Origin of the sequence: Bradyrhizobium nitroreducens (assembly GCF_002776695.1) — a bacterium.
Classification (GTDB): Bacteria; Pseudomonadota; Alphaproteobacteria; order Rhizobiales; family Xanthobacteraceae; genus Bradyrhizobium; species Bradyrhizobium nitroreducens.
The window spans coordinates 5,732,791-5,754,314 of record NZ_LFJC01000003.1; the positions used below are offsets into that span (position 1 = coordinate 5,732,791).

Genomic DNA, 21,524 nt, shown 5'->3' on the forward strand with positions numbered 1-21,524 from the left:
CGGGCCGGTGTTTGGTCTCTTTGGAAACAAGCCCAAGAAAAGCGTCGACAATGAACTTATTCCGGAGCTGAAGAGCCGCGTCGTTCAGATACAGGAGTCGGCGGGTATCAGCTATCTGGCAATTACCTTGCCGATGCTGGGGCTTGGGAGTTCATTTTCAACGGAAGGCAAGGGCGCTCAAGGGCTCGCGCAAGAGATCAACCGGTTAAGCCGTCAGCTCGAAGAAGAACAGAAGGCGCTTGGCTCGCTAGGTTCAGCAATAATGGACGTTGGCGTCCCTGAGCTGCCACGGCAGCATACCGACATCGCGATTGATCGGCTCGCAGATTTTGCCGATTCATTTTCCAAAAGAGGCTACTCCCTCGACGAGATAGGCCGTGCAATGTCGGCTGTCTCCCATCAGCTGGCGAAGGCGATCGACAAGGACAACCTGCTGATTGTCGGCATGTTGCGCAGGGAGATATCTAGGCTACGGGAGAAGTATCACGCGGAGCAATTCAGGCAAACCGCGAGCGGAGAAACCTGCACCGAAGAATCAATCAAGATCCTGCTTCGTGCCGAATCGAGCGGCTTTATGATCACGATCAGCAACGATAGGACATTTGTTCTGAGCAAAGGCTCGACCGTCAACTATCTGCGGTCCAACTGGGATATAAAGCGTTTTGAGAGCAGCCTGAACAGTCAGACAGATGAGGAAGATCATAGTCGAGATCCCATAGATCGACTTCTCGAACAGGGTCACAAGGCCATTCGTGAGCAAAAGCTCGACAGCGCTATCAGCGCGTTTTCTGCGGCGCTCCGTATCTCGCCAAATGACCGTGACATCTACTTCCACCGAGGCATCGCGTGGAGCAATTCGTATTACAATCGCGGGAAGAAGCTTGGAGACCTCGACAGGGCCGTGGAAGACTACACACGGGCGATTGAAATCGATCCTGAGTTTGCAGAGGGATATTTCCAGCGCGCCGGCCTTCTATCTGCCAAGGACGAAAATGCGGCCTCCATCGCGGACTACGGCATGGCAATCGAAAGAGGCCACAAGGCCTCAAGCTCGTACTATTGTCGTGGTTTGCTATGGCAACGTACTGGGGAAGCCGGAAAGGCGAACGCGCTAGCGGACTTTGCTGGGGCGATACAGACTGGAGACCGCGAAGATCAGTTCATGGCGCTCATGGCTCGGGCAGACGCGCACCATGAATTCGGAGATCTGGAGCTGGCGCTTGATGATCTGAATGCGGCCGAAGCATACCACCCTAAAGGACCACCAGGCCTTTATGGAACGCGCGCGGCAATCTTAATGAAGCTTGAGCGGTATACCGAGGCCGTCGCCGATTTTGGCAAGAGTATAGCTGCAGCTTCGCCTTTGGCCTCGTCGGAGTTCATCGCGAATATGTATGAACAACGTGGTCGGTGCCGCGCGCAGCTCGGCGAAAGCTCACTGGCACGGCAGGACCTTGATGCGGCGGCACAGCTTCGCAGAGGCACTCGCTAGCGAGGACCTCGCTTACTTACTTGCGCGCCCCCCGCAACCGGCGGTACATGTTGTAAGAACAGCCGCCAAGAACACAGGAGCTTCAGGTGCTGCGGTTCATTTCAGTGGTCAATGCGCTCGTCGCCGGCACGACCTGGGCGGCGGCTGAAACCATTGACGTCAAATACTACGGCAAGCTCGATCTGGCGCCCCTCGCCTGCACGGACATCACCCGCAGCAGCTTCATCAACCGCGCCTGCTATGACAAGGCCCAGCAGTTCATGGTCGTGCAGCTGAGGTCGGTCTATCATCCCTATTGCGAGATGCCTTCCGCGTCGTTTGAGGCTTTCCTCAACGCCCCCTCAATGGGCAAATTCTACAACGCCAACATCAAGGGCACGGGCATGGACGGCCCGTTCGATTGCCGCACCCACCGGCTCCCCAAATACTGACAGACAGGAAGCGCCATGACAGTTTTCACCGGCTTCACCAACATCTTCATCAACAAAGAAGGCATCAAATATCCGAGTGGACGCATCCACAAAACAGCCAATGATGCGGTTGCCGCGCAATCGGACCCGAAGATCGTAGGCAAGGTGCTGGCGGTTGCCCAGGTCACCTGGGAAGAGAAAGACGAGCCGAGCAAGTAGTCGGCCGCAGATACCCCGCCAGCTTCGTGCCAGGTCGTGAGCCTCCGGTTCGCCAACGGCTACGACCGCACAAACGCGCTATTTATGCTGCGTCACCGGGCTTTCTGGTACCTGCGGCAAAAAATATTTCCGTAAAAGTCTGCCGAATCCGGACGGTCAAAGATCTGCGTCTGGCTAAATAATCGGAACGATCGGTGATCGTCTCCCCTGATTTGGGGCCCAAATCTCTCTGACCAAAGGAGGTAAACGTGCACGCGTTTGCTTACGGTCTGGTGACCTTGGGTTACCTGATCCTTTTCATCCTAAGCCTGGGTTCTTGATTCCAGGTCGCGGGGCAGCTTCGGCTGCCCTGCCCTAGCTTCCGCTGCGGCGTATGTCATCGAGCCGCTGCCGAATCCGGCCCGACACGCCCTGCGTCATGTCAATTAGAAGCTTCAATTCGTCCGGCGAGAACGAGATATCACGGATCGACTGGATATCGGTGACAACGCTGCCCTTCAGCGGCCGCACCGAAATCGTTGAGGCGTCGGTGTGAGCGTATTCCTGGCTTCTTAGCTTGAGCAGCCGTTTATGGAAGGCGGTTTGCCCGGGATCGTATTGCAACAGTCTCTCCGGGAAACTGATGCCTTTTCCGCGCCCTCCGGCAAACGGACGGGCATAGGCGACGATCATCGTCGTCGTAAAAGCGGTCTGTTGAAGTGGCACGCTTCCCCGCCGCAAGAACGACAGGGTGTGCCAACCCTTCTTGAGGATATAGTGGGCGCAAGAACTCGCGATGCCCAGGTCGCCGTGTGAGGCGTGCAATTTCTCATAAAGAGCGCGGTCTCTTGGTGAAAGATCTACGTCTTCAATCATCGCCCCCGCCCAATTGCTCGCTTCGGTGTTAAGTAAGGATTTCCATGACGGACATCTTCAAGTTCTGGTCGATCATCGGCAAGGCCGAAACGATCCATCCGCTCGACCGCCCTGTCTTTGCGCGCCTCAACGACTCGCACGGGTTCGACCTGCGTTGCCTGCCGTCGAATTTCGGCGGAAAGCTGCGAACCGCGCCCGTCGTGTTGCTTTACCTGTCGCCTGGCTTTTCGGAAACCGACGTTCGCGTCGCCAGATCGAAAGAAGGCCAGGAGCGGTATGTCAAACAGCGGACCGGGCGGCTTGGGTTCACGGATCATCATCCGGAGGCCGCAAGGTGGCGCAAAGAGCGACTGGCCTGGCTGGGCGCACCGGACGTCGTCAACGAAAAGGTCGCCATCGCCAACATCGGCGCCTATCACTCCCGCACCTTCACTGATCACCATATCCTCGCGGCCCTTCCCTCCAGCCGGGCGATGCTCGATTGGGCGCAGTCAATCCTGTTTCCGCAGGCTGAGCTGGGCGACCGGATGGTCGTCTGCATGAGGGCCGCGAACTTCTGGGGGCTTGAGTCCGGGCGGCGGTATGGCAAGGCGCTGTTCGCGCCACAAACGACGCGTAGCGGCCATATGCGGCGAGGCAAGATCCGCGAGGACATCGAACGGATGGCCCGCCGCTACGTCTAGGGCCGGCACATTTCAAGCTGCTGAGTGACCGGGTTGGCCCGGCTTGACGATGTCGGGCCCTCGTCTCGCCGCCTTGAGGCGGCTGTGCGGCATGGAATCGAATTATTGTTGGTCTTTTTGCCTCATCGAGCGATTTATTATTGGTCTTTTCCGCCAGACAGGAATTCATGTTGGTTGAAGGGACTCAGGCTGAACTCCATCTTATGGGCATGTCAAATTTGGAGATTTTCCGATGCCTGGCGCAAAACGCCGAGGACGCCCCTCGGGAACTGACTACCGGGAAGACCTTGAGGCCCTAGGCTTGGTGGCCAACATATTGACCGACGGGCCCCATCTGCGCCCAGCGGCGGCCATCCGTCAGGTCATGCGCTCACGCAAATGGACGGGAGCATCAGACAACGCCATTCTCACCCGGCTGCAACGGAAGTGGAAAGTCTTCGGTCCGGGTCTACTTGAGTTGGTTCGCGAGCGTCGAGCCCAGCGCCCCATGCCCCAGCCCGCACACGATATCTTCGCGGGCGCGGCTCGCGCCCAATCGCTGGTCGAGAAATACGGCCGGTCGATCGACAGCCTTGCCCGTATGCAGAAGGCCCTGGAAAATCCTGCTCTGCAAGCGTGGATCAGGGGCAATCAGCCTCGATTCGGTCTGGGGCAGGCTTCGGCGTTTACAAAGCAAGTCGAGCTGATGGAGAAGACGTTCAACTCCCCCGCGATGAAAGCCTGGCGAGAGCGGGAACGAGAGATGACGCGGCTGATGCAATCTCCGGCCGTTCAGTTCATGCAAAACTACATGCAGAAGGTGCGGATCGCGGAACACGCCTTTCCGCCGCGCGTGAACTTCCACAAGAAGCTGGTTTGACCGCTTGTCTACGGCGTTGAACCGCCCGAAGGCCGACGCACAAGCAGAGGCCGGCAACAATGCAGCCGCAAGAGCGTCAGCATAGCGCCGCGTAGCGGGACGCGGGACCGACTGCGGCGACGAGACCGGTTAAAAATGGCACCCGGCGCACGCCTCAGTGATAGCGGTGCCGTCAAGCAGAGGCTTGACCGAGTGCCTCCGGCGAGGAGTGCATTATGGCTTCGCGTGAGGGATTGAGACCCGAATGGGCAGAGACGGCGCAGCGGCTCCGGGCGAAGCCTGAAAGCCCGGCCCGGAGGGCACGCCAAACCCAAAGAGGCCCTCCCGTAGGAGAGCCTCAGCATTTCGCAAACAGTATGAAGGCGGCGGCAAAGCGCTGCCGGAATTCCGCGTCCTGTGGCAACTCAATTGCCTTTTCGATGACAAGCTGGGCTTCGGCCAACGCTTCGACAGCTCGAATGAATTGATCCTTGCGCCACTGGGGCCACGAGGTCATCTCGATATGCGCGTGGATCGCGTCCAGGAGCGCATCCGCTTCGGCGAGCGAAGCAGCTTCTAGTCGCCCTCCTGGTCGCCCTGGGGTTTCGGTTCGCGAAGCACGATCTTGCCCGAGACCGCAAGGCCCGGCGCAATCACGATGTTGAAGCCCTTGCCGTCGTCGTTCGGCCACGCGGCGCCGATCCGCGTCCACGTTGCCTTCCTGCCGTCGCCGCTAACAACGAACGCGTCGTGTGAGGGCATCTTACTCTCGGCCATGGGTACTCCTTTTCAAACGAGAGGGTGTTTCCAGCGAAACGCTGTGATCCGATGCTGACGCAACGTCACGGGACGTAAAGCTGTCAGGCCGGTTTGTTGCTTAGCGAGGCGGCACCTGAATGTACCCGATGTACGAATGTGGGGTGCCGGGGTGCCCCTGGCCGCGGAGAGGTGTGGAGCGCAGCGCGTGCGCTCCGCTGGCCGCTGGGTGGCGCAGCCCTAAGCGGCCATGGGAAGGGTTCGGGGAGGCTCCCCCTCCCCGATGCCGACAAGTCGGCAACAGGTGCTGAAAGCGCCCTCACTACTGTCTAACGTCAGTAGTGAGGGCGCGATCCCCAAGCACGCTGTTGGAATTTGTCCGACAGATTTGGCCCAAATCCGCCCAAAGATTCTGCAGCCGATGCGGAATAGGCACGGCCTCTGCATTGCGCGAGTGCCGGCGAGTGCCAGAAGCAATTTCGCCAGGCTTGTACGACAAAAAAAGGAACCACCCCAGGCCAACCGGCCACGACCTTTTCAATGGAGCAAGATGATGTCGACAAGACAGAAGCGTGCTGGGCGCCACCCAGCAATCCCGCCGCCAGTGCAACCCCACGGGCAATGCCGGCCGCGTACCCAAACGAGGAACGTATTGACAAGGAAACGCTACAAAGACGGCGATGCCGATGCCCAGCAAGGAAGGACGGGCAGCATTCCCGGTGGCGAACCGGTTACAGATCAGAACGAGGCAATGCGGCGTCGCTCGCCGCGTTGACCCGCCCGTCGCGAACTCGCCGAAGGATGCGGAATGCATAGGTGTCCCGTCTCCACGCATCGGAGACTGATTGATTGGCTTAGACATACTGCGGCGATTGAGGGCTGCGCTGAACGGGAGCAGTAGACCCACCCGCGATTATGAATGACCCACCAGGCCGACACACGTCAACGGATCTGCTTGTATACGATTGCCGGCCTTGCCTAGCTCCGACCATGGCAACGGACCGGCATAAATTTGCTGGAGTCCAAAAGCAATTCCACGGTTTCCCCCTCCAAGAAACGAGTGGCGGACGAGACTTTCCTTCGTCCGGAAAACGGGGAGACCACAATGTCAAAGCTTGCCTTTACGTCCCACGCTTCAAGCCGGATGCAGCAACGTGCCATTCCGTACATCGTTGTCGATCTGTTGCATCGATACGGCAGGTCGGCGCGCTCACATCACGCAGATGTCTTGTTCTTCGACAAGAGCGCGGTCAAGCAATTGACGCGAGACATGGGCGGGCCGCGCGGCATGAAGGTCATCGAACGCTGGCTTGATGTCTACGCGGTGGTCGCAGACGACGGCTCGCTTATTACTGTTGCCCATCAAGGTAGGCGCCATCTCCGGCGCCGCTGACCTAGCACGTTCGGTCTAGACCGTCGCCGAAGAAATATTTTGGGGCCGCCGTGCAAAAAGCTCCGAGCTCCCTCCAAGAGATTGATTGAAGTCAACGGGCCAAGTGGCCGAACCAGGAAACTGAAAAATGCTGATCAAGACGCTCGCTATCTTAACCACGACCTCCGCTCTCACCGCCGCTGGCTATGCCGGATTGACGGTCGTATCACCGACCACCGCCAGTACCATCGAAAGCTTCGTCCGCGACAGGGCGCTTGGCTGGAGTGAGTCAGCCTGCCTCGGCAACGCCGAAGGATGCCTCAACAACCGCTACGAAAAGCTGTCTCAGCTGGAGCGGTCTATTGGACAATCGATCGAGGCGGTCAGGGTCGAGTTCAACTCGGTCACTTCGTTGGTTTCCGACCAGGAGCTCCTGGCAGGCAAGAACACCGCTTTCCTAGAACAGGGACGTGCAGCCTACCGTGACAAGGCGGGCTTCCCCGATCAATCGATCATATTTGCCGGCAAAACCTATCCGAGCCTGGACATTTTCCGCTCCCAGCTCGAGCTGCTTTTTCAGGAAAAGACAGCACTGGAGCAAAGTCTGGCGTCGGCCCGCGAACTGCGCAGGAAGTTGAAGGAGCGGCTCGAGGCGCTCATGATCCAGGCCGGACAGATCAGTTTGGCCAAACGGATGGTGCCTGGGCAGTTGCAGCTCGTCAGGGCCAATCAAGTGCTTTCCGATTTCGGCGCAAACGTCGCGATGATCGACGGTATCATCCGCGGCAGCGAGGCCGGCATCAATCAGAGCGAACAGTTGATCCGAACGACGCGTGATCTCGCCGCGCCATCGAAATCCACCGCAAATCCCTCTCGCGCTACTGCCGAAGCGTTTCAGAACTTTCTTCACAACTAGAACAGGTGCTAGCATCCCTAGACCCGCAAGATGGGGGTCTAGGGATTGAGGGATGTCTCGGCTGACAACGGTCGAACTGGGTGTAAGGGATTGTTATGAAAAGCTTTTTTGTTGTCACGCTATTTTGCTTTGTCGCTGCCGGGACCGCTTCCAACGCACAGCAGCGGTTGACGCCGGTCGATCAGTTGCCGGAAGGGCGTCGCATTTCCGGCTGGTTGATTGATCAGGTGAGCTATCCTCGCCGGATTGATGCGGAGGGAGCAGCGCTGGCCCGGTCGTTTGGCTCGCGAGGCGCCCAATCAATATCGGCGGCTCCAAGTTCATTGGAGTATTTGGCCGGCCGAGACAGCAACACAGTTCAATATGGGCGGGCTTTTCTCAAGGTCGATCGTGGCGGGCCACTGACGTTCGTCGTGACTGGTGACATCATCGATTCAACCGTGCCATTCACATCGTGTGAGTTCATCCTGCGCCTTGCAGGCCAGGACATTCTTCGCACGCAGATCAATTCAAGAGGTCCGGGCGGGCGGGAACGAGGAGGGCCAGGGGTCGGCAATGCCGTGCCCGATCCTGGTTACTATCGATTGGAATACGTGATCAGCTGCCCTTACGTGACGCGAGCTAGGTATACGATTGCAGTTCGCGGCGAAACGGATGCGAGCCCAAGAAGCTTTGCACAAAGCGAGCTGTTTCACGTTGCGCCATGAGGCCGGCATTCGCGCAGCCTTCCAAAGAATGATCCCGATCTCACCCGAGAAGATTATGCCCAGCTCATATGATGAAAACCATTGGTACGGCATCGGCTGGCGTCGCATGCGCATGCAGATATTTGAAGTCGCATTAGATCGGTCGCAGCAGCTGTTTGCAGAATTGGCCGAAGTGACGATCATACCTCGAGATGCCGCCGCCAGATTCGTAGAGAATGTGACGCGCGATATCGCCAAACGGATGGACCAGGCCATCCGGCTCCAGCTGTCGAACAAAGATGACGAGGATTGCCCATCGAGCTCATGGGCCTATGCGCTTCCCTTGTTCGGCGAAATCGATCCTTTGGTCCACGCCCTTACCAAGGATGCCGGCAATTTAAGTGCATCAGGGGGCAAGACAACGCCGCAGCAAGCCTTGTTGGAGATCCTTCGTCAATTCCTCGAAAATTCGCGTCGCTTGCAGAGCCCCTCAAGCGCTCAACGGCTGAAAAATTGGGAGGCAATCGATCGCGTGTCGCTCGACATTGCACGTCAGCATGTCGGTACGCCAATTGAATCGCGCAACTCGGATGAACATCTTCTCGCGGTCAGGGACGAGTTGCGCAAGCGATACCCGACCAACAAGAACATCAACCTTTCGCTCGGGACGTTGCGGGCCTATTTCGACGAATTTTGTGCAGAGTGTGAAATCATTCCCTATCAGGAACAGACCGATTTGCGCGCGCTGGAATTCGAAACGGACGTGTGGCCAGCGATGGATCCGTGCGTCGACGCCTTGAAGAAAAAGGACTTGTCCCTTTGGGAAGCGCTGGCGATCGAAACCGAGACATTCGATGACGTGGAGCCCGAGACACGGCAACACTTCATGGCCAGGGTCGGTTTGTCGCGTCGAGCATTCGAGAGCAAGTGGAAGGCCGCGGCCGCTATGCTCAAAGACTGTATAGAAAACTCGTTGGACTTTCAGTTCCGGAGGTCGAGATGACCAACCGATACAATACTCGTCTGCTGTCGGCCATCCTGGGTACCCAGGATGAGCGCAAGGCCACCGGAGCTCTCTCTGAGGAGCGCGCGCGCCAGGCGCTGACCGTGGGACCGCCGCTAAGCCCTGATGAACGGCGATTGATCTGGATGTCGCCTGATGCGCGGGACGTTTTTCTGGCTGTGCGCCGGCAGGTTCGGGCCGACGCAATGGAGCGGGTTCGCGACGCTGGCCTGGGCACCGCTGAACGGCGTCTTGCCGCCAGCGGGGGCAATGCCGACGAGATCGTGGGTAACGGCTTCACCGTGACTGTCTTCAGAGATGATATCCCAGGGGCAGAATGGTCTGTGTCTCTTCAACTGGCTCCCGAATATCTCGCTCTCATCGGATCTTCTACCGCTATCGTTTTGCGCGATTCTGGAGGGCACGTTTGGGTGTCTGGCCTACCGGATTCCCAGGGTTGCGTCAGCGTGGTTTGGGAGTTGAGCACGGAGTCACCGCGAAGCCGGCTGCAAAGATTTAGCCTCGCTCTGGAGCCGTAAGATGCGCTGGGATTGGGGGGCGAAGTCATGGCGATGACTGACTTTGGCTTGTCGCCGGCTGCATACGCCTTGGAAGCGCAAGATACAGCCGCGGGGATTCTAAGCGCGCGCGTCGAGGCATTGTTCGAGAAGCAATGGGGATCGAAATGGCCTCAGCTCGTCCTCGACAAGATGAAGCAGACCGATAATGACAGGAAGCGATCGAATCCGGAATCCAGAGGACGCATTCTATTCAAGGTCGTAAACGGAAAGGCCGAGTGGGACTTTCTCCAGATGCTTCACGCGCTGAGTGATAATGTCCACGCCATTCCAAGCTTGTCCAAACAGACTGGGCCCATTCGCGGGCTTTGCTCACGCCTCATCCAGGGACGCAACCAGCTTGCGCACAAGAAGGCCGGCTTCGATCGAAATAACGTCGGCTTCGCCAAAGCTCACATTGAGAGCTTGATTGCGCTAGCCCGATTTCTCCTTGGCGAACAAGACATGGAGCCGGTCAAGCGGCTCTTAAACCACCTGCTGCAAAAGCCGCTTCCTGAAAAGACTCCCGAACGGAAGGAAGCCGGGCGACCCGAAACCGAGGCGGAAACTGCAAGTAAGGCTGAGCTCGCAGAAATTCGGGCGATGCTTCAAGACGTCGCGAAGGTGCTTGACGAGCGCCTGATCGCCCAGCCTTCGGTTGCTGACAAGATAGCAGCACCTCCGGTGTCACTTTCGGCTTCACCGGCGGCGGGCCCCCGTCGCACCCGCCGGCGGACACCCATACCTGCCCCACGAAATGGGCTGGTCGCTTTTCCGATCGTAGCTGAAGGCGCCGATGCGGACCAACATAGTGAGCTGGGTTATTTGTCGTGCGCCCGCTACGAACCTGAAAGCAGGCAAGACTTCCTCTCGCGCGTGATTGGCTTTGAGGGACATGGTCGCTCCGATGCCTACTATCGCATCGTCATGGATGCTCGCGAGGAAGAGACCAATCACGCTAAAGCAAATCTTTATACGCACAGCCGCATAGACCCAGGCGGGTTTGGCGGCGAGAGCTTTGGGCTTGCCGCCGCGCTCGCAGATCGAAGTGCACGCTATGAGTGGGCGGAATCGGTGCGACAATGCCGGATCGTCGCGACCGGCGTCATAACGCGCGCGATGGCCGGAGAAGTCGGAGCAGTCGATAGTTTTCTCGAGAAGCTGAGGCTGCTAGACCGCGAGCTGTCAGAAGATGCAATTTTCGTTTGCCCGGCGGCGAATGTCCGTGCGGCCAATGCAGCCGAAAAAGCCCTTCTCGAGCATCTGAAAAATGCAAAAAGAACGCATATCCGCGCAATCGACAAGATCTCGGAACTCGACGATCTCTTCAGTCAGCCTGAATTAAGGAAACCGCTCACGACGATCGATCGACCGGGTGAGGACATCCCGTCTGGGCTAGAGCTTAGCTCGTCACAGCGGGTCGAACCAAAAAAGCGGATGTCGCTTGCCGCGATTGTTCTGTTCGCGGCATTCGGTGCCGCTGCCCTTCTGTCCACCGTGTTCCTGGCGGCCAGTCTCATTAACAGGGATCGTCTGACTCCGGAACAGGCGCAAAAGATAGCCGATCTGGTTCAGGCGCATGCTGGACGACAGGCACCGACCATGTCGGCCCAGGAATGTGACTTGTTGACGAGGGCTGCGCGGGCCGTCGCTGGGATCGAGCCGCGACATCACGATGTGGCAGCGAGTGCCGCTTTGACGGAAGCATCGGCATGCACAAGGCGTCTTGCAGATAGCGACGCGCGACTCTCCAAACTCGCAGATGCAAAGCGGCAGATCGTCAGTGGCGGCTTGGCTCTGCCTTCGTGTACGTCGCTTGCGGTCGCCGCCGATCATCTGGAGGCATTCGATCGGGAACGTATGGGCGACATTCACAAGCAGGCGCTTTCAAGCGCCGACGCCTGCAAGCCGCTGCTTGCCGAAAGTGAGAAGAAACTTGCGGATTTTGATCGTCTAGCCGCGGGAGTCGTCGCCTCACGCGAGGATCTTTCCGCATGTGAGGCTTTGATCGCGGCGAGACGTCAGCTTTCGGATCAAGATGTCGCGCGACTTCAGGCCAAGCCGGGTGGCGCTTACGACAAACTGACCGCCTGTACGGCACAGATTGATAGCAGTGACGGCCGAATTAGCGCCTTTCTTAACGCGTCGGATGCATACGCGCCTTCCAATGTCGGAAGCATCGAAGCGCTTGCCACGGCGCGGGCAGGCCTTCAGTCTGCGGATGTCAGGCGGCTCGACCCCACTAAAAAGGACAGACTGCTTGGTACTGCGGCCCAAGCTTCGGAATTGATCAAAGGCAGCGATGCTCGCATTTCTGCGTTCCTCGCGAAATACAGAGAGTGGCGAGCAAGCCCAACACAGCTCAACGCGGTGGCTTTCGATCGCGCGGGGCAGCTGTCGGACTTCGATCGTGGACGGCTGGCTTCATCGGAGGCGCGGAATGCCCAAGCAGAGCTCTCGACGCTTCGTAAGGGCCTTGGTGCGAGTAGGGAACGGTGGGCTCTTGTCGAGCGTTTGACGGCAGCAGCGGCACGCCAGTCGCCTGCGGACTATTGGAGATCGCTTACCGACGCCGTCGCTCGTCTCAACCAGCAGGACAGGGATGCCGCCACTCCAGAACAGTTTGAAACGCTAGAGAAGGCAAACAGCCTTTTGGCTGCGGGGACGCGCAAGACTGTCCCGAGCGATGAGTTCGCAACCATGCCTGCGCCGCGGCGAACACCAGATCGATTGGACGGTTATCAACGACCACCTCCCATTTCAGATGATTTTGCAACAGTGCCCTCTAATTCAAGTCAAAACACTTCACGCCAATAAGATGGTACAGACTATGCTTCGCATCACGGTTCTCGCTTTTTTGGCGTCAGTTCTGGTTATCCCTACGGCTTTGGCGTAGGCTCCACAACAGCAACCACCTAATACGGGTGATATCCTTCATGCCGACCAAGGCCTCCGCGCTTTGGAATTTCAGTGAAGAGATCGTGCCCCGCGTGGTGGTTGTAGCTGGCGGTGGGTCACCGCGTTCGCCGGCGAGCGCCCGATCAGTCCGCCGCTGATTGGCGGGAGGCTGACAGTTAGATCGATGCTCAACGGCGCGATCGTATCCGGCGTCTGCAGCGGGCACGCAGGACGGTCCACTCGCCGTTTTGCTCGAGCGAAATCACGCCGAAGGGACGGACGTTAGCAATCTCGTTGGGGAAAATGCCGACGACTTCAGTCGCGCCGTTTGATCTCGCAGTTGAGCCTCTCGATCGAATTTTTCGAACGCAACTAATGCTTATAGGAGCAGTTGCGAATTATACCTGCCGCCATCCTTCCGTATCGCCCCGAAGGCGCAGATAGGCGACTGATAAGAAAATTCTGAAAACCTTATCAGTTTGCGCGACGCGAGATTTCCGTTGCGCGTAAGTTCGAATGTTCTAGACTCGTTGAGCAATCGAATAGAGCGACATGGCAGGCAAGCAAGCCAAAACCTTATCCGCCGACCACATCGACGATCTCTTGTTTTTCGCCGAGCGCTCTCGGCATCCGCTTCGTAACCGCCTCATTGTCTTGCTGTCGGTCAAAGCTGGCCTTCGCGCCGCAGAGATCGCCAAGCTAAGCTGGGACATGGTCCTCAACCCAAGTGGCGAGGTCGGCCCAATCCTCGAGCTGCAGGACAGGATCGCCAAAAAGCGCGGCGGGCGGTCGATTCCGCTTCACCCTGACCTGCGCCCAGCTCTGAAAGAGGCACTGCGCCTCGGCAAAGGCCATGGGCCAATCATCGTCTCGGAACGCGGCGGCGCAATGACTCCGATGAGTATCGTAGTCTGGTTCAACAGAGCCTATTGCGCACTCGGCTTTGACGGCTGCTCATCCCATTCAGGACGCCGGACGTTCATCACCCGCGCGGCACGTTTGGTGCACAAGGCAGGTGGGTCGCTGCGCGATGTGCAGTTGCTCGCCGGCCATCGGTCCATTCAAACCACCCAGCGCTACATCGATGGCGATAGTGACACGCAGCGAAAGCTCGTTTCACTAATATAGAGCAAGCATCTTGGCGGCAGTTCACATCCCAATGACGGCGCGAGAGCCGCGCGAAATGGCTACACTTTACCCGCCAGAAGCCCTTAATCGGGCAGTCACCCTGGTACGGACCGTCTGTAAAGTTGCGGGCTCCATGTCCCTGCTTGACGAAATCGACACTGAAGCACGGCAGATGGGACTGCTACCAGCCGTATCGCTCGGCAAAACGCCGCCGATATTTGATTGGCTCGTCGCGGCGTTTAGCTACCAAGGCATCTCCGACCGCGTGGCACGCGACTATATGGCAAAGCACGGCACAGCCACGTGGGCCGAGATTGCGACCAGCCTGCAAACCGTCCCCTCCTGCCCTCGCCTACAGCGCTACTGGGCCTATGAGGCGTGCCGGTATGACCAAGCCAGCCGCAGCTGCTCGGAGCCAGACCATATCGATGGCTGCCCCGTGCCGCGCCACCGACTGCGCAACGGTAGGCTCAACCAGACCGCCTACAGCCTTTTCCTGTTTGTTCGCGATCTGACTGACAGCGACCTCGTTGGCTGGATCGACCGCCAATTAGCGACCGCGGCGGCCGTTTCCGCAAGCGATCTAGAAGCGGCTCGGCAGGAAGCTCTGATCGGGCCGCTTCGCAACGTCTATGGTGTGTCCGACAAGATCCTGAAAATGGCACTATCACCGGTGCTCATTGGAGCACGTACTATTCGACCGCTTTGGTACGAAGCGGGCAAGGTGATGATGGCCGTAGACACGCTCGTCCATAACTTTCTTCACAGGACGGGTATCCTTGGTGAGTGTGGCGCTTTCCACGCTTACGGGCCGGCCTGCTATCAGCAAAACGGCTGCGCAGAGATCATCAGAGCGATCTCAGAACGTATCGACGCACGCGCACTGAACCCGAGATTTCCGGTCGTCTTCCCCAGGTTTGTGCAGCACGCGATTTGGCGTTTCTGCGCTGCAGACGGCCTTAACCTCTGCAACGGCAATCGAATTGACGACCGAAAAGCATGCGAAATCAGCTACTGCTATCTACGCCAAAAATGCCATCGCACACCTCTAAAACTCTATAAAAATCAATGATTTATGAGTATTTTTGAGTATATTTTGGCTTGCCTCAAGAGAATGATCTAGCTATACTTGGCTTGCAAGGTCAGACAACGACTTTGTGCATTTTAAACTTGGAGATGCTTCCATGATTACTCTACAACCGCCTGATTGCCGGCTCCGGCCGAACAACAACATCACAGAGAATGCAGATCACGGGGCCCTTTCGGGCCCCGTCTGCTTTTGAGGAGGGAAAAGATGGGAAAACAACAAGACAAGAAGGCAACAGCGACGACCGACAAGTTTTTCGTCTTCGGCATCGACAACGACGGCAAGCCGCGCGGGGCCCGCTTTGCGGAGTATAACCAACGAGCCTTGAGTTACGCTAACGAACTGAAACTGACCGGTGTCTTTCCCGCATCACCGGCCTTTTCGGAGATCGCGACGAAGCTCCCGCCCGGGAGGCTCTATTCTTCTGGCAAGGCGTTCGTGGCCAACATTCGGCGGGACCTAGTCGAGAAGCTTGAGGCAGCCCTGGTTGTCCCCGGCGATGAGAGCCAGACGCATAAGCCGCCCAAGCCCACTACGGACGAAACAAATCCCGGTGAGCCAAGGGTGCAAACGACTTCACCTATCACGTTTGGCCTACCTCGAACCTGGGACGGCATCCAGCCGGGCCACGTGGTCCTGATTCACGAAAGCCCGGCCGACGGCTGGTGGGAGTCAACGGTGGTTGAGCGCGAGGACGAGATTCTCACACTGCGATTCCGGGACTATCCCCGGCAGCCGAAATTCCAGCGGCATATTTCGCAGGTGGCGTTGATCAACCCGGGACCCGACGCCTAGGGCCGCAGTGATCGCAAGCTCGGGCTACGGCCCGGGCTTCGTCCCTAAATCTGGCAGAGCCGCTTCAGGCTCGCTCTCAAATCAATAGTGGAGAACAACCATGTCTGTTACGGACAAGGATCGCATTCGCGCGCTCAATGACGACCTACGGAAAACCCTCCTAGGCGGCGGCGCCGTGATAACCGCTGGAATAGCCGAGCTAGGCCCCGAAGCCGTTGAACGGTTGGTCAAGACCATCGCCGTATTTGACGACTTTTGCCACGCCAACGATCCACACGAAGAACACGATTTCGGGGCCTTCGAGTTCGAGGGCGTCAGGGTCTTCTTCAAAATAGACTATTACGACAAGACCCTAACCCATCACTCGTCCAACCCTGCTGACCCGTCGGTCACCGAGCGAGTCATCACCCTGATGAGGGCAGACGAATATTGACTTTCCGCCACTAGTCGGGCTTGACGCTGGAAAGGTGTTTGATCGCCTCGCGGGCATCGAAGCCAATAGCTTCGGCAAAAGCAAGAAGCTCAACCACGTCAATCTTTCTTTGTCCGCCTTCAACGGTGGCGACAAAAGACTGGTACCGGCGGAGCTTCTTCGCGACTTCCGCTTGAGTCATGCCCGCCTTCTTCCTTTTCATAATCAAGAACGTCTTCAAGGCTTGGTGTCTTGAGGACTGCAGTGTTCGCGACATGACCGACCGCTCAAAAAGAGAGGTCGTCCAAATAATCCGATTTACAGATTATCTAAAAACCAGATATTACCTACTACAGGTCATTACAACCTAGGAGCGGTACAGAAAGGCTCGTACCGCGCAAGGAAAGGGAAACCAAGAAATGAGTGACCAAACTGCCAACTCGCCACCTCCGATACCAACAACCGACGTCGCGCCAAAGAGCAGATGGCGCGGACTCAAGATAGCGGCCGGCATCGTTCTCGGTGCCGTCCTCGTTTCCAAGATTGTTGTCAGCTCCAGTTCAACCTCTATCGACTTGGAATTAACGCGGAAGTACAGCGACGGTACAGTGATCGAAATCATCAACGTTGGGGCTATGCCCATAAGAATCACGAACGTGACAATTAATGACCGCCCCGACTGCAAGGTTGGTTTGTATGACCTTCTCAAAGACTCCAAAGGTGTACCGGCAGACCTCAGGGTTGGTGACAAACTCGAACTTTGGAGCCCTTCATGCCGAATAATTCGAGCCAGGGTTGAAACAGACCAAGGATCCCGAACTTACACGTTTAGTGGCAATTGAAATGCGCGTGCTATTATCTCTGATCATTTCGCTTTGCATTTCGCCAGCAAATGCCGACCAGTTCAAGATCCCGTATCACGGCGATTCTGCCAACAGTCCCACCGCTACGTGGTCCCCCGAGAACAAGGACGACTCCGGCGTCTCGAACAACTTTCTGAACGGCGCGCCGGAAGAAGGCGGCAAGGTGCAGAAGGACGGCGAGCTTTGGGTCGAGACCATCAAGCCTGATGGCACCACCGGCCCGATCCCGTTTGTCGTTCTCATGCATGGCCGCATGGGCATGAGCAGCCTCACCAGTGACTGGGCGCACAAGCTCGCAAAGACGCTCAACACCGAAGGCATCGGCGTCATGGTCGTGGACAGCTACACGACACGCAAGGTCGAGAAAAGCTGCGGCCCGCCTGATTTGCACTGGGGCCGCCGTCGCGTCAACGACGCCTACTCCGCTCTCGATTATCTTGTCGAAAAGAAGCTGGCGAGCGAAGCCTCCATCATGGGCCAGAGCAACGGCGGCTTGACCACGATGGTGGCGATCTCCAAGCAGGAAGACCAGCGCAAGAACAAGTTCGTCGCTGGCTTTTCGGTCGTGCCGCAATGCTCCTACCCTTCGGTGCGCGGCTCGGATTTCTACGCGCCGCTGATTTTGTTCACCGGCGAAAAGGACGACGCTAACAGCCCGAAGAACTGCGTCGAACTGAGCAAGAAGAAGCGTAAGACTCCGGTGCAAGTCGTGATCTACAAGGACGCCGATCACGGCTTCATGGAGGACTACAAGGCACGCACAATGTATGGCTACACGGACAGCCACGGCAAGGTTCACAATTGGACCTTGAGCTACAACCGGCGAGCCGACACTAACATGATGCATTCCATCGTCTCCGCCATCAAGAACAAGACGTTCATGAGAGGCAACGAATTGAGATAGCACTTAGGGCCTCTCGGGGCCGTGTCAGACAATGAGTATTCAGATGGGCCAGAAAGATGAACCATCGGGGGCACATCAGGTCTACATCCTCGGTTTAGACGCTGATGCATATCCATGCGGTGCCCGCTTCAACATCTTGAGGGACAGCATCGTCTCCGCCGCCATGGACCTGAGCTGCCGAATCCTGATCCGACAACCGCCGGAGGTGGGCGCGGTCGCCAGAAAACTGCCGCTGGGCTACGTGCTCGGCACCGGGAAGACGGTCAGGTTGTTCATCCCGAGAATCGGACCTCGTCTTTACCAGCAGGTTTTGGAAGCCGCACAGACTGCCAGAATTCATGAGGAAACCAGATTAGGTGCCGCACTTTCTCAGACCGCACATTGAGTTTTTTTGGCCTTCAAAACGAACGAAAATGCGACTTGGGAGCGTCGGACCAGCTACGACCGAGTGCTAATGTTGAGACAGATATTAGCAGTGGGGTTCATTTTGTGGTTTGGGCCATTGTGCCTGACTGGAGCGGAACACTGTCAAAGGATCCGCTCGCTGATCCCGGCATGTACGAGCCGTCCTCTTGAATAGACTGGCCGCAGTTGATCCGCCATCAGTTCGCGCCGCGCATAAAAAAACGGGCTCGAAAGCCCGCTCCGACCAGAAAACGGTCACCAGCTCCACCGCGACCTGTCACGCCTGCCGATACCCGCTCGAACTGGCAGTGACCCGGTATCGGCCAATGCTTCGTCGAGTACAATTATTCCTTTGCGAGCTTTATCATCTGCTTCGTCGAAGTGAAGTGATGCGAGATCCAGAACAGTCGTCTACGAACATCTTATGATTCGCGAGCCCAATGTTGCACAGCGCCTCACAGACTGCCATTTGTTCAACTGGATCCTCGATGAGCGTCCCGCTGAGGAACGCTCCCAAGTGGTGGTCAAACTTGATCGAGCAGTTGCTAGAATTGGCGTTCAATACAGGGACGAATGCTTGAGAGGTTTTACTTTAGCCATAGAAGTTTCTCCTAAGAGAATCCCGATTGCGGTATGCGTCCGGCGATCTCTAGAGCGGTTCACGTAATTATTGAAGCGGAAGGGATTCCGGAACCCGGGCGAATATGATTCAAGATGCTGGCTGGGCTGGAGGCCAGCATCCGATGGTCCGACCAATTTCCAACGATTTACGGAAGCGCGCGGTATCGGCCGTTTCCAAAGGTGAGAGCTGCCGATCTGTGGCGGAACGGTTTGGCGTTGCAGTCTCGTCGGTTGTGAAGTGGTCCCAGCGTTATCGAGCGACCGGCTCGGTAGCCCCCGACAAGATGGGTGGTCACCGCAAGCCTGTGCTTGATCCGCACCGCGCCTTCATCGTCGAGCGGATCACCGAGACGCCGCACCTGACGCTGCATGGCCTGAAGGCGGAGCTGGCTGCCCGTGGGGTCAAGGTCTCCCACAACGCAGTCTGGCTGTTCCTGCGCCGGGAGGGGCTGCGGTTCAAAAAAAACACTGTTCGCCCTCGAACAGGCTCGCGCCGACGTCTCTCGTAGACGCCTGCGTTGGCGATCCTGGCAGGCCGGGCTCGATCCGGGCCGGCTCGTCTTCATCGACGAAACCTGGATTAAAACCAACATGGCCCCTCTGCGGGGCTGGGGACCCAAAGGGGCTCGCCTGCGCGGCTTCGCTCCACACGGTCACTGGCGTACCCTCACATTCCTCGGCGCGCTCCGCCATGACCAGCTCACAGCACCCTGCGTCTTCGACGGTCCGATCAACGGCGAATGCTTCCGCGCTTACGTGAAGCACGTTCTCCTGCCGACCCTGCGCGAGGGCGACATCGTCATTCTCGACAACCTCGGAAGCCACAAGTCGAACGCCGTCAGGCAGATGATCAAGGCAGCTGGTGCCAGGCTCTGGTACCTGCCGCCATACTCGCCCGACCTCAACCCGATCGAACAGGCCTTCTCCAAGATCAAACACTGGATGCGGCAAGCTCAGAAGCGTACCAGCGAGGACACTTGGCGCCATATCGGTCACCTCGTCCAGGACATCCAGCCGCGCGAATGCGCAAACTACTTCGCCAACGCAGGCTATGCTTCAATCAAAATGTGAAAAGCTCTAGGATGCCTTTACAAGTTTCGAAATCGCTCAAAACTGACCGTCTTCTCTGCGCAAGATCGCTAAGAGCGAATGGCCGATATAAGAATTTCGCCTGAGAAATCGGATGCATCCTCGGAGATTAGGCGGGACGCAGTCGGGCTTCGCGACCGCTTGGGTCAATCCCGGGATGGCACTCTCTCATTGAACGGCCATTGTCTGGCGGCGTGGCGGACAAAAAGGGCGGGGCTTTGAAGCCGCGCCCCGATTGGCGACTTCCATTTCCATTCAACGTTATGGCGGCTCTACGAGATAGAGATGTCTAGGAGGTCACCTAGGCCAAATACTTCTCGACAAAGTCGGTCGTACTTCCCCTTCCATCTACCACGTCAACTCGCCTCGAAGACGTGACGAACTGGCACAGACCGTCCTTTTTCCCGCGGTAATCCAGCAATCCCAACGCATACTGCCCAAATAGGTGGACCACGAAGGACGCCACCTCATCAACCGCTTCTCCGTTGGCGCCCAAAAAATCAGAAAGATCGTCGGCGAGAGTCGAGAACACCACCGGAGCCTCAATCCGTTCGAGTTCGCTTGGAATTCCGTGCCCCTTCACGCCGACATCTGTGTCCAGGTGACGCGAGGGCTTCCAGTATCGAACCTTGCGCCCGCCGTACTTCTCACCTCTGGCGATACCCCGACGTGCCATGCAAGACATGATCAGATGCATTCTGTTAGATCGCGGCAGGTCCGCAAACTCAGGGTTGTGCCTCAACAGGCTGATGTCGAGAACATTGGCGATCTCCGCAACGATGGCGTCAACTCTAACTTTCATCTCATGCTCCTTGTTGGCCGCAACATCGCGGCCGTACAAGGAGCATTTACTAGTTTGCCAATACGCCCCTTCCGCTGCCGACTTCATCGTAGCTAACGGGCTCTCTCCGACCCCACGAGGAGCTTGGCGTGTAAGCCATCAGGTGATCGGATTTCTTGTTCTGGGGGACTCATATGACGCTGACGGTAATTTACATTATACACTGCAGTTCGGCGGCTCCCCTCAGCTAACTTTTGAGAGATTTCACCAAGTGGGTTCATCGATTTCAGTCATGGACAAGTCCGTGACTGGCGTTTCGTCCGCGACCGGCTCTCGGTCACAGTCGCGATCTGATTAGGTAATTCTGGCGTGTCTAGCACCGGAGTCGCTGTATTGCAGATCGGGGCATCGTTATAAGCCTGCAAATATCTAGCTCATCGCCACGGCCAAACATCGCGAGTTTCAGAGCCTGCTGGGCGCGCGTAAGCTCGGTCTCCCGGCCGCCGAGCAAGAACACGGATCGACACCACTGCTAGGTCATTGATCCAACCCGCACCAACGCCTCCGGGTCGGTTTAGCTGAAAACTCGCTCGTTCGATTGCCCGCGTGCTGAATCTCGACGGAGCGAAAGCATCACGGCAGCCGGCCGGCGGCGAGCGTCTTTTTCAACGGTCACAAAGGCTCGCATTTTGGCGCCCCTTTTTAACAATGAGCGATGCATCCTGGTCACCGCGAACAGCCCAGCGGGGGGGGG

Annotated in this window: 23 protein-coding genes and 1 pseudogene; 18 read left to right on the forward strand and 6 right to left on the reverse strand. The window is 57.5% G+C overall.

What is annotated here, in order from left to right; translation table 11 throughout:
* Positions 1 to 7 precede the first annotated feature (7 nt).
* The 3 genes from TSA1_RS27485 (at position 8) to TSA1_RS27495 (ending at position 2,121) form a co-directional block, all read left to right on the forward strand.
* Positions 8 to 1,492: a tetratricopeptide repeat protein gene (locus TSA1_RS27485; RefSeq protein ID WP_100179078.1), complete on the forward strand. Its 1,485-nt coding sequence runs from the start codon at positions 8 to 10 to the stop codon at positions 1,490 to 1,492.
* A gap of 86 nt (positions 1,493 to 1,578) precedes the next feature.
* Positions 1,579 to 1,923 carry a KTSC domain-containing protein gene (locus TSA1_RS27490; RefSeq protein ID WP_245448427.1) on the forward strand — a complete coding sequence of 115 codons (345 nt, stop codon included), beginning with the start codon at positions 1,579 to 1,581 and terminating at the stop codon, positions 1,921 to 1,923.
* 15 nt (positions 1,924 to 1,938) lie between these two features.
* Positions 1,939 to 2,121 carry a hypothetical protein gene (locus TSA1_RS27495; RefSeq protein ID WP_100179079.1) on the forward strand — a complete coding sequence of 61 codons (183 nt, stop codon included), beginning with the start codon at positions 1,939 to 1,941 and terminating at the stop codon, positions 2,119 to 2,121.
* 354 nt (positions 2,122 to 2,475) lie between these two features.
* Here TSA1_RS27495 and TSA1_RS27500 read toward each other — a convergent pair whose 3' ends face one another.
* On the reverse strand, positions 2,476 to 2,976 hold the full coding sequence (locus TSA1_RS27500) for a hypothetical protein (protein WP_100179080.1): 501 nt from the start codon (positions 2,974 to 2,976) through the stop codon (positions 2,476 to 2,478).
* Positions 2,977 to 3,020: 44 nt separating this feature from the next.
* Between TSA1_RS27500 and TSA1_RS27505 the strand changes: the two genes are divergently transcribed.
* Both TSA1_RS27505 and TSA1_RS27510 read left to right on the forward strand, forming a co-directional pair.
* Positions 3,021 to 3,659 (forward strand): hypothetical protein, encoded by a 639-nt coding sequence (locus tag TSA1_RS27505; RefSeq protein WP_100179081.1) that lies wholly within the window; start codon positions 3,021 to 3,023, stop codon positions 3,657 to 3,659.
* Between the two features lie 232 nt (positions 3,660 to 3,891).
* Positions 3,892 to 4,518 (forward strand): hypothetical protein, encoded by a 627-nt coding sequence (locus TSA1_RS27510; RefSeq protein WP_145984371.1) that lies wholly within the window; start codon positions 3,892 to 3,894, stop codon positions 4,516 to 4,518.
* Between the two features lie 337 nt (positions 4,519 to 4,855).
* Here the strand turns inward: TSA1_RS27510 and TSA1_RS39365 are convergent, their stop codons facing one another.
* Together TSA1_RS39365 and TSA1_RS27515 are read right to left on the reverse strand one after the other, a co-directional pair.
* Positions 4,856 to 5,014 carry a hypothetical protein gene (locus TSA1_RS39365; RefSeq protein ID WP_161497265.1) on the reverse strand — a complete coding sequence of 53 codons (159 nt, stop codon included), beginning with the start codon at positions 5,012 to 5,014 and terminating at the stop codon, positions 4,856 to 4,858.
* 59 nt (positions 5,015 to 5,073) lie between these two features.
* The gene (locus TSA1_RS27515) at positions 5,074 to 5,274 is read right to left on the reverse strand and encodes a hypothetical protein (protein WP_100179083.1); all 201 of its coding nucleotides are present in this window, start codon (positions 5,272 to 5,274) and stop codon (positions 5,074 to 5,076) included.
* A gap of 1,084 nt (positions 5,275 to 6,358) precedes the next feature.
* Between TSA1_RS27515 and TSA1_RS27520 the strand changes: the two genes are divergently transcribed.
* From TSA1_RS27520 to TSA1_RS27540, 6 genes are all read left to right on the forward strand, one after another.
* Complete coding sequence (locus tag TSA1_RS27520; protein ID WP_100181364.1) at positions 6,359 to 6,646, forward strand: hypothetical protein; 288 nt, start codon at positions 6,359 to 6,361, stop codon at positions 6,644 to 6,646.
* A 127-nt stretch (positions 6,647 to 6,773) separates the two neighbouring features.
* Positions 6,774 to 7,541, forward strand: coding sequence for a hypothetical protein (locus TSA1_RS27525; RefSeq protein WP_100179084.1), 768 nt, complete (start codon positions 6,774 to 6,776; stop codon positions 7,539 to 7,541).
* Positions 7,542 to 7,636: 95 nt separating this feature from the next.
* Positions 7,637 to 8,248, forward strand: coding sequence for a hypothetical protein (locus TSA1_RS39010; protein ID WP_145984372.1), 612 nt, complete (start codon positions 7,637 to 7,639; stop codon positions 8,246 to 8,248).
* A complete protein-coding gene (locus TSA1_RS27530; RefSeq protein ID WP_100179085.1) occupies positions 8,196 to 9,230 on the forward strand; it encodes a hypothetical protein in 1,035 nt (344 codons plus the stop codon). The genes TSA1_RS39010 and TSA1_RS27530 overlap by 53 nt, the downstream gene beginning before the upstream one ends.
* Complete coding sequence (locus TSA1_RS27535; RefSeq protein WP_100179086.1) at positions 9,227 to 9,769, forward strand: hypothetical protein; 543 nt, start codon at positions 9,227 to 9,229, stop codon at positions 9,767 to 9,769. The genes TSA1_RS27530 and TSA1_RS27535 overlap by 4 nt, the downstream gene beginning before the upstream one ends.
* Before the next feature lie 27 nt (positions 9,770 to 9,796).
* A complete protein-coding gene (locus TSA1_RS27540; RefSeq protein ID WP_145984373.1) occupies positions 9,797 to 12,604 on the forward strand; it encodes a hypothetical protein in 2,808 nt (935 codons plus the stop codon).
* A gap of 234 nt (positions 12,605 to 12,838) precedes the next feature.
* On the opposite strand, the pseudogene TSA1_RS40750 reads toward TSA1_RS27540, so the two are convergent.
* A pseudogene (locus TSA1_RS40750) lies at positions 12,839 to 13,057 on the reverse strand (transposase); the annotation flags it as partial.
* A gap of 180 nt (positions 13,058 to 13,237) precedes the next feature.
* Between TSA1_RS40750 and TSA1_RS27545 the strand changes: the two are divergent.
* From TSA1_RS27545 to TSA1_RS27560, 4 genes are all read left to right on the forward strand, one after another.
* A complete protein-coding gene (locus TSA1_RS27545) occupies positions 13,238 to 13,813 on the forward strand; it encodes a tyrosine-type recombinase/integrase (protein WP_100179088.1) in 576 nt (191 codons plus the stop codon).
* A gap of 133 nt (positions 13,814 to 13,946) precedes the next feature.
* Positions 13,947 to 14,885 (forward strand): hypothetical protein, encoded by a 939-nt coding sequence (locus tag TSA1_RS40755; RefSeq protein WP_245448428.1) that lies wholly within the window; start codon positions 13,947 to 13,949, stop codon positions 14,883 to 14,885.
* A 222-nt stretch (positions 14,886 to 15,107) separates the two neighbouring features.
* Complete coding sequence (locus TSA1_RS27555; RefSeq protein ID WP_145984374.1) at positions 15,108 to 15,695, forward strand: SH3 domain-containing protein; 588 nt, start codon at positions 15,108 to 15,110, stop codon at positions 15,693 to 15,695.
* Positions 15,696 to 15,795: 100 nt separating this feature from the next.
* Positions 15,796 to 16,128, forward strand: coding sequence for a DUF3768 domain-containing protein (locus TSA1_RS27560; protein WP_100179090.1), 333 nt, complete (start codon positions 15,796 to 15,798; stop codon positions 16,126 to 16,128).
* 10 nt (positions 16,129 to 16,138) lie between these two features.
* Here TSA1_RS27560 and TSA1_RS27565 read toward each other — a convergent pair whose 3' ends face one another.
* Positions 16,139 to 16,348: a helix-turn-helix domain-containing protein gene (locus TSA1_RS27565; RefSeq protein ID WP_245448429.1), complete on the reverse strand. Its 210-nt coding sequence runs from the start codon at positions 16,346 to 16,348 to the stop codon at positions 16,139 to 16,141.
* Positions 16,349 to 16,902: 554 nt separating this feature from the next.
* On the opposite strand from TSA1_RS27565, the gene TSA1_RS27570 reads away from it, so the two are divergent.
* The 3 genes from TSA1_RS27570 (at position 16,903) to TSA1_RS27580 (ending at position 19,971) form a co-directional block, all read left to right on the forward strand.
* Positions 16,903 to 17,874: a dienelactone hydrolase family protein gene (locus TSA1_RS27570; RefSeq protein WP_145984375.1), complete on the forward strand. Its 972-nt coding sequence runs from the start codon at positions 16,903 to 16,905 to the stop codon at positions 17,872 to 17,874.
* 43 nt (positions 17,875 to 17,917) lie between these two features.
* Complete coding sequence (locus TSA1_RS27575; RefSeq protein WP_145984376.1) at positions 17,918 to 18,259, forward strand: hypothetical protein; 342 nt, start codon at positions 17,918 to 17,920, stop codon at positions 18,257 to 18,259.
* Between the two features lie 763 nt (positions 18,260 to 19,022).
* Positions 19,023 to 19,971 (forward strand): IS630 family transposase gene (locus TSA1_RS27580; protein ID WP_100179094.1). Its coding sequence is split into 2 segments (ribosomal slippage): positions 19,023 to 19,358 and positions 19,360 to 19,971, totalling 948 coding nucleotides; the frame shifts between segments, so codons are not numbered across the junction.
* Positions 19,972 to 20,290: 319 nt separating this feature from the next.
* On the opposite strand, the gene TSA1_RS27585 is transcribed toward TSA1_RS27580, so the two are convergent.
* A complete protein-coding gene (locus TSA1_RS27585) occupies positions 20,291 to 20,791 on the reverse strand; it encodes a hypothetical protein (RefSeq protein WP_145984377.1) in 501 nt (166 codons plus the stop codon).
* Positions 20,792 to 21,524: the final 733 nt, after the last annotated feature.

Excerpts from the sequence above, each read along its gene's own strand:
- TSA1_RS27540 (WP_145984373.1), top strand. The coding sequence starts at position 9,797 with ATGGCGATGACTGACTTTGGCTTGTCGCCGGCTGCATACGCCTTGGAA.
- TSA1_RS27500 (WP_100179080.1), bottom strand. The coding sequence starts at position 2,976 with ATGATTGAAGACGTAGATCTTTCACCAAGAGACCGCGCTCTTTATGAG.
- TSA1_RS27495 (WP_100179079.1), top strand. The coding sequence starts at position 1,939 with ATGACAGTTTTCACCGGCTTCACCAACATCTTCATCAACAAAGAAGGC.
- TSA1_RS27510 (WP_145984371.1), top strand. The coding sequence starts at position 3,892 with ATGCCTGGCGCAAAACGCCGAGGACGCCCCTCGGGAACTGACTACCGG.
- TSA1_RS27575 (WP_145984376.1), top strand. The coding sequence starts at position 17,918 with ATGGGCCAGAAAGATGAACCATCGGGGGCACATCAGGTCTACATCCTC.
- TSA1_RS27560 (WP_100179090.1), top strand. The coding sequence starts at position 15,796 with ATGTCTGTTACGGACAAGGATCGCATTCGCGCGCTCAATGACGACCTA.
- TSA1_RS39365 (WP_161497265.1), bottom strand. The coding sequence starts at position 5,014 with ATGACCTCGTGGCCCCAGTGGCGCAAGGATCAATTCATTCGAGCTGTC.
- TSA1_RS39010 (WP_145984372.1), top strand. The coding sequence starts at position 7,637 with ATGAAAAGCTTTTTTGTTGTCACGCTATTTTGCTTTGTCGCTGCCGGG.
- TSA1_RS27535 (WP_100179086.1), top strand. The coding sequence starts at position 9,227 with ATGACCAACCGATACAATACTCGTCTGCTGTCGGCCATCCTGGGTACC.
- TSA1_RS27520 (WP_100181364.1), top strand. The coding sequence starts at position 6,359 with ATGTCAAAGCTTGCCTTTACGTCCCACGCTTCAAGCCGGATGCAGCAA.
- TSA1_RS27525 (WP_100179084.1), top strand. The coding sequence starts at position 6,774 with ATGCTGATCAAGACGCTCGCTATCTTAACCACGACCTCCGCTCTCACC.
- TSA1_RS27585 (WP_145984377.1), bottom strand. The coding sequence starts at position 20,791 with ATGAAAGTTAGAGTTGACGCCATCGTTGCGGAGATCGCCAATGTTCTC.
- TSA1_RS27515 (WP_100179083.1), bottom strand. The coding sequence starts at position 5,274 with ATGGCCGAGAGTAAGATGCCCTCACACGACGCGTTCGTTGTTAGCGGC.
- TSA1_RS27545 (WP_100179088.1), top strand. The coding sequence starts at position 13,238 with ATGGCAGGCAAGCAAGCCAAAACCTTATCCGCCGACCACATCGACGAT.
- TSA1_RS40755 (WP_245448428.1), top strand. The coding sequence starts at position 13,947 with ATGTCCCTGCTTGACGAAATCGACACTGAAGCACGGCAGATGGGACTG.
- TSA1_RS27530 (WP_100179085.1), top strand. The coding sequence starts at position 8,196 with ATGCGAGCCCAAGAAGCTTTGCACAAAGCGAGCTGTTTCACGTTGCGC.
- TSA1_RS27555 (WP_145984374.1), top strand. The coding sequence starts at position 15,108 with ATGGGAAAACAACAAGACAAGAAGGCAACAGCGACGACCGACAAGTTT.
- TSA1_RS27505 (WP_100179081.1), top strand. The coding sequence starts at position 3,021 with ATGACGGACATCTTCAAGTTCTGGTCGATCATCGGCAAGGCCGAAACG.